Below are 4,452 nucleotides of genomic sequence, written 5' to 3'. Positions count from 1 at the left end.
CCCGCGACACCCTATTCCAATCTCCTGCACCACAACACCGCCACCCCGACCGATGAGTATGCCCGAAGATTCATCTTCGAGGCATGCGAAGACAGAGGGGTCTATGTTCGCGTAGCGAACTTCCCCGACCGAAATTCGAGAGGAGAGGACATTTATGTTCTCTTCCAAGAATGAGGAGGGGTTGAAAGCACCGAAGGTGCTAAACACCCCGACCGATGAGTATGCCCGAAGATTCATCTTCGAGGCATGCGAGGACCGAGGGACCCATGTTCACGCAGTGGACTTCCCCGAGTGAGTCCTCGTAACTTCAGCATCCTTTGAGCCAAGGCGGCTCGGGACAGTTCACGGATAGGCTCCCTGTCAAAGGGCCCACGTTTAGCAACGCGCAGCTTCGTACTCTTAACCCATGAGTCCCTCTGACAATTACGCTACGAGCTCTCCCGCAAAGGGTGCTGAATCCGCCGGCAAACCAGTTCGCCGCAAACTCCGCGGGCCGCAAACACCATCGGACCAACAGAGCGGCGGTCTGAAGCCGCTTCAGAAGATCGGGATTGGCCTGGGCGCCGTCCTCTTCATTCTGCCGTTCTTCTTCGACATTCCGAACCTCGATGAGCCCGGCGAGCGCATGCTGTCCATCTTCTTGCTTGCCATCGTGTTCTGGGTGACAGAGGCCGTTCCCCTGACGGCCACGGCAGTTCTCGTGATTATCCTCGAGGTTCTCCTTGTAGCCGAAGGTGCGATCTTCGACCCGGCTGCTGGCGATGCTGCCCTCACAGAAGCAGCCCTTCCAGCTTCAGACTATTTCGCGGCGCTCGCCAATCCCGTCATCATTCTGTTCCTCGGCGGATTCATGATTGCCGATGGCGCCGAGAAGTACGGTTTGGATAAGAACATTGCAGCCGTCATGCTCAAACCCTTCTCGGGTTCGGCCCGATCTACGGTTCTTGGGCTGATGCTCATCACCGGGATTCTTTCCCCCTTCATGTCCAACACCGCCACTACAGCAACGATGTTCGCTGTAGTGATTCCCATTCTCACTGCGATCAAGGATAAGAAGGCCCGTACCGGAGTGGCACTGTCCATACCTCTGGCGGCGAACGTTGGCGGAATCGCAACGCCTGTGGGCACACCACCCAATGCGATTGCCGTGGGCGCACTTGAGAGCAACGGGATTCACGTGTCCTTCATCGATTGGATGATCATGGCAACTCCGTTCGCCGCCGTGATCCTGATTGCTTCGTGGGTGCTCCTCTGTCTCCTGTTCATCCCGCGCAGCGCTCGCATTGAACTGGACATGACCGCCAATTGGAACACCAGCACCAAAGCGAAGATCTTCTATGCCACGGCCGCGCTCACAATCCTCTTGTGGATGACCGAGCCCCTTCACGGGATCTCCTCCAACACCGTTGGGTTCATCCCTGTTGCTATTCTGCTCTGCCTGCGCGTCATGGACGGCTCTGACATCAAGAACATGGACTGGCCTGTTCTCTGGCTCGTCTCTGGAGGCATCGCATTGGGTACAGGCATAGGTGCAACCGGCCTAGATGCATGGCTGGTCGGGTCTATCGGTTGGGAAACGCTGGGAGGAGTGGGAGTCACCGTGGTCCTATGCCTGATCGGGCTTGGATTCGCCAACGTGATGTCGCACTCCGCAGCGGCGAATTTGCTTGTACCCGTAGCCATCTCACTGGCGATGTCACTGGACGGCGTCGATACAGCAATCGTCGCCATAGCGGTGGCCATCGCCTGTTCACTAGGCATGTCCCTTCCCATCTCAACCCCACCGAATGCGATCGCCTATTCCACCGGCATGTGCTCAGTCAAAGATATGGCAATCCTCGGCATCATCGTCGGTACGGTATCTACGGCGATACTCGCGCTGGCAATGCCTCCTCTCTGGAACATGATGGGGCTGGTGTAGACGCCCTTATGCTTTCACTACTCGTGCGAAAGGAAACCCCATGAGACTCGCAGTATTAGTCTTGGAAGACGAGCCGGAGGTTCGCGCTGCACTTGAACGCGATCTCATGGCACTGGTCCCCACGATTCGCCTTGAATCGGCGGAAGACGTGACAGATGCCCGAGAAGTAGTCGCAGAAATCTTCGAGGACGGGGATCTTCTGGCACTCGCACTCTGCGATCACCGCCTTCCCGGCACCTCGGGCGTCGATTTCCTCGTCGAGATGGCGCAGCACCAGCGGACGGTCGATACGCGGAAGGTGCTGGTGACAGGGCAGGCCGACTTGGCCGATACCGTCAAGGCGGTCAATGAGGCTGAGCTGGATCGATACATTGCCAAGCCATGGACACGCGAGGAACTGGTTGAGATCGTCTCTGAACAGCTCACCGATTACGTGGAAATCCATGGCATTAATCCGCTGCCCCACCTGGCTGTTCTGGAACACGATCGTGCACTTCACATGGTGCGATCAACGGGCCGTGCTGACTGAGTTTCAGCGATTGGTTATTCGAATCGGCCAGATCGTCCCACCACTGAGACGTACTAACGAAGCTCAAGCTCCCTATTAGCCTCGCGACTGCTCCGCCAAGAACTCGCGAATCAGCTGGGTATCTACCGGCCGCGCATAGGCGCCGCCCTCAAAAACCATCAGATCCCCGATGCCCTTCTGGAACACAAAGCGGATGGTTCCAGCAACACCCTTCTTGTCGTGAGCCATCGCAGCCATGATGGCTTCAACACTCACGCTATCGGGCAGCCGGTATGGAAGCCCAATGGCGCCAGCCAGCGCCTCGAACCGTTCGACATCCTCAGCGCTGCAGTATCCGAACCGCTCCCCCAGCCGCATCTGCAAGGCCGTACCCACCGCCACACACTGCCCGTGACTCATGGTGTACCCCATCGCCGCTTCAAGAGCGCGACCAATGGTGTGCCCAAGGTTCAACCCCATGCGGCGGTTACCCTCAAACACATCTGAGCTAACGAAGTCACGCTTAATCTCACAATTACGGCGGGCGGTGAGGGAGGTGAGGTCGTCGTCGTCGACAAAATCTTTCGGACTCAAACCGCGCCGAACAAACGCATCTTCCAGCACCTCGAAAAACTCCGAATCCGCGAGGCACCCGTGCTTGATGGTCTCGCCCATCCCGTCTTGGATCTGGGCGGGGCTGAGGGTGTGCCAGCGGTCCACATCGATCAGGACGGCGCGGGGCTGGTGGAAGGCGCCGATCAGGTTGGTGGCGGCCGGCGTATCCACGGCCGTCTTGCCACCCACCGCGGCGTCTGCGGCTGCCAGAAGCGTGGTGACGTAGGAAATGTAGGGCACGCCGCGGGTGAATGTGGCGGCAACGAAGCCCACCACATCCGTGACCACGCCGCCGCCTGCCGCGATGATCAGCGTGTCGCGCCCAAAGCCGCGGGCGATCAGTTGGTCCTCGATCCACTCCTTCGTGGCCCGGGTCTTGTTGATCTCCCCCGCGGGAAAGGCGATCACCTCTATGGGCCGGCCGGCCGCCGCGAATTCGCGCGCGATGGCGGCGCTGATGAGCCCTTCAACCGTGGAATCGGTAATCAGTGCGATGCGGCGATCCGCGAGCGCCCCACGGCCCGCCACCTCGACGATCTTCTTTTCGAGGCCACGCCCCACCACAACGGGGTAGGAATCATCCACCTTCCGCACCAGTTCAACCGTGAACTCTGTTGCTTCCATGGTTCCTCCGTTGCCTCGTTCGGCATTCGCTCCTGATCTAAGAATTCAGCCTAGCAACTTGGCGCGGATGGGCGGCGATTGTCCGTGGGCGTCACGAGGGTTGGTGGGCGCCATCATTGTTAGGTTTCTACGGCATCTCTCGCAGCGCTCACCATCCCTCGCAGCGCTCACCATCTCCCGCGAGCTCTCCGAACGATGACGCTCCTACCACGCTCGCCGAAAGTTCGATTCTGCATCGAGAGTTAACAGGTTCTTCGCAGTTGGGGGCGTAGGTGCCTCGCTGTAGTTTGCTCGCTACAGCTCCGTATGTGGTGTAAGCCAGCTCTATATGCACGGCTCCTACAGCATGCGGAAGTGAACACCCCATCAGCTGCTGACGCCGAAGCCTCTCCCCCGCCACAGCTCCGTATGTGGTGTAAGCCACCCCTATATGCACGGCTCCTACAGCATACGGAAGTGAAACCGCCGGATTCAGAAACCAACACCTACACCCCCAACTGCGAAGAGCCAGTTAGTACGCAACTCGACCTGTGGAAGCATATTCGAAATCTCGCCGGGGCAGCCGCCGGAATTCTCCCGTCGAAGCTCGCCATCCGCCGCGCTAAGCAGCTTCTCCGATCAAGCGCGTACCTGCCCATCCGCCCCCGACCGCCGAAGCTAGTCCTCTAGTCCCTGCATCTTCCCGCGCGAATCACTAGCATGAGATGGTCAGGAAAGGCGAGTGCCGCAGCGCCAATGCACAATGCACAATGCACGATGCACGAAGTACCCAGCACAATGCACG

General features: G+C 58.9%; 3 protein-coding genes. 2 read left to right on the top strand and 1 reads right to left on the bottom strand.

What is annotated here, in order from left to right; translation table 11 throughout:
* The first annotated feature begins 406 nt into the window (after positions 1-406).
* Both ACTHV6_RS11885 and ACTHV6_RS11880 read left to right on the top strand, forming a co-directional pair.
* Positions 407-1,921 (top strand): SLC13 family permease, encoded by a 1,515-nt coding sequence (locus ACTHV6_RS11885; protein WP_441387847.1) that lies wholly within the window; start codon positions 407-409, stop codon positions 1,919-1,921.
* A gap of 40 nt (positions 1,922-1,961) precedes the next feature.
* A complete protein-coding gene (locus tag ACTHV6_RS11880; protein ID WP_441387846.1) occupies positions 1,962-2,450 on the top strand; it encodes a response regulator in 489 nt (162 codons plus the stop codon).
* A gap of 75 nt (positions 2,451-2,525) precedes the next feature.
* Here the strand turns inward: ACTHV6_RS11880 and aroB are convergent, their stop codons facing one another.
* Positions 2,526-3,668: a 3-dehydroquinate synthase gene (gene aroB / locus ACTHV6_RS11875; protein ID WP_441387844.1), complete on the bottom strand. Its 1,143-nt coding sequence runs from the start codon at positions 3,666-3,668 to the stop codon at positions 2,526-2,528.
* Positions 3,669-4,452 lie beyond the last annotated feature (784 nt).

The organism is Ancrocorticia sp. (assembly GCF_052089425.1).
In the GTDB taxonomy this organism is placed as follows: Bacteria; Actinomycetota; Actinomycetes; order Actinomycetales; family Actinomycetaceae; genus Ancrocorticia.
This window is presented reverse-complemented; position numbering and strand designations above follow the sequence as displayed.

Coding starts and splice junctions, on each gene's coding strand:
- ACTHV6_RS11885 (WP_441387847.1), top strand. CDS start 407: ATGAGTCCCTCTGACAATTACGCTACGAGCTCTCCCGCAAAGGGTGCT.
- aroB (WP_441387844.1), bottom strand. CDS start 3,668: ATGGAAGCAACAGAGTTCACGGTTGAACTGGTGCGGAAGGTGGATGAT.
- ACTHV6_RS11880 (WP_441387846.1), top strand. CDS start 1,962: ATGAGACTCGCAGTATTAGTCTTGGAAGACGAGCCGGAGGTTCGCGCT.